General features: G+C 70.5%; 1 protein-coding gene. It reads right to left on the bottom strand.

From position 1 onward, the window contains the following. Positions 1-42: 42 nt before the first annotated feature. The gene (locus ACWD4G_RS45615) at positions 43-1,254 is read right to left on the bottom strand and encodes an IS110 family transposase (protein WP_451304662.1); all 1,212 of its coding nucleotides are present in this window, start codon (positions 1,252-1,254) and stop codon (positions 43-45) included. Between the last annotated feature and the right edge of the window lie 226 nt (positions 1,255-1,480).

A 1,480-nucleotide genomic window follows, 5' to 3' on the forward strand; every position in this document is an offset into this window, starting at 1 on the left:
GGGGGGTGCTTCTATCTGTTCGGTCAAGGTCTGTGGGTTTGGTCAGGCTGTTTGTTCGTGCCCGGGCTGGTAGAGGGTGCGGTGCTTGAGCATGGCGTGCAGGACGTCGACGCGGCGGCGGGTGAGGCAGATGAGGGCTGCGTTGTGACGCTTGTTTTCCGCCCGTTTCCGGTCGTAGTAGGTCCGCGATTCGGGGCTGCTCAGCGAGGCGAACGAGGCCAGGAACAGGGCCCGTTTGAGCGTCTTGTTGCCGCCGCGGGGCGGTCCTTCGCCCCGGATGGAGGTCCCGGAACGACGGGTGGTGGGGGTCAGTCCCGCGTAGGAGGCCAGGTGGGCGGCGGTGGGGAACGCGCTGGCGTCGCCGACCTCGGCCAGGATGCGGGCTCCGGTCCTGACCGCGACCCCGGGCATGGAGGTCAGGACCTTCGCGAGAGGGTGCGCCTCCAACAGGGCTGCGACGTGGGTCTCCAGGACTTCGCGGCGCTTGAGGAGGACCGCGAGGGCCTCGGCCAGGCCGGAGACGATCTCTCTGGCCGAGGCGGTGCCGGGAACCGTGACGGTCTGCTCGGCCAGCGCGGTGGTGATCTGTCCGGCCAGGGTGTGGGCACTGCGCATCCGCGGAGCCGCCTGGAGCATGACCTGCGCGATCTGCTCGGTGCCGGCCTGGGCCAGCTGGTCCGGGGAGCCGAAGGTCTGCAGCAGGGCCAGGACGGCCGGGTGCCGCAGTCGGGGCCCCAGCACGCGTTCGAGGGCGGGGTGGATGGAGGTGAGCAGTCCGCGCAGCCGGTTGGAGGTGCGGGTGGCGTCCTGGGCGAGGTCGTCGTCATAGCCCAGGACCATGGCCAGTTCGGCCCGCACGCTCTCGGCCGGGTCGATGGAGTGCAAGAGGTGGGGCATGGTGCGGGCGGCATCGGCGATGACGTAGGCGTCGCGGGCGTCGGTCTTGCCGGTGCCGGGATGCAGGTCGGCCAGCCGGCGCATCGACAGGCCCGGCAGGTAGGCGACCTCGCAGCCGCATGCGCGGGCGACGGTCACCGCCAGGGTGCCGATGGAGGCCGGCTGGTCCACCACGACCAGGACCCTCCCCTTGCGCCCCAGGCGGGCGAACAGTTCCCGCAGCTGGGGCTCGCCGTTGGGCAGCGGCTTGTCGAAGGTGATGCGGCCATCACGCAGCAGGGCCGTGCCGTGGTGGGTGGACTTGCCCACGTCCAGGGCACAGAACACATCGATCGAGGTGAAGTCGTTGCTGGTCACCGGGCTTTCCCTCCCCCGAGTCACCACCGGTGGCCCGCCGGGCACCGGAGATCGGCAGCCACATTACGCAGCCCTGCCTGTCGGCGGACACGCTTCCATCAGCGACCGTCCGGTGCCGCCGGGACCGGCGACAGCACCCCCCGGATCATCAAGGACAGGGGCAACGAGCCATACCGGCCCCGAAGGCCACGAGCCCCAACCGGGCTCTACAAGGAAGGTAATGGGC

The sequence above is a fragment of the Streptomyces sp. NPDC002643 genome (assembly GCF_053592555.1).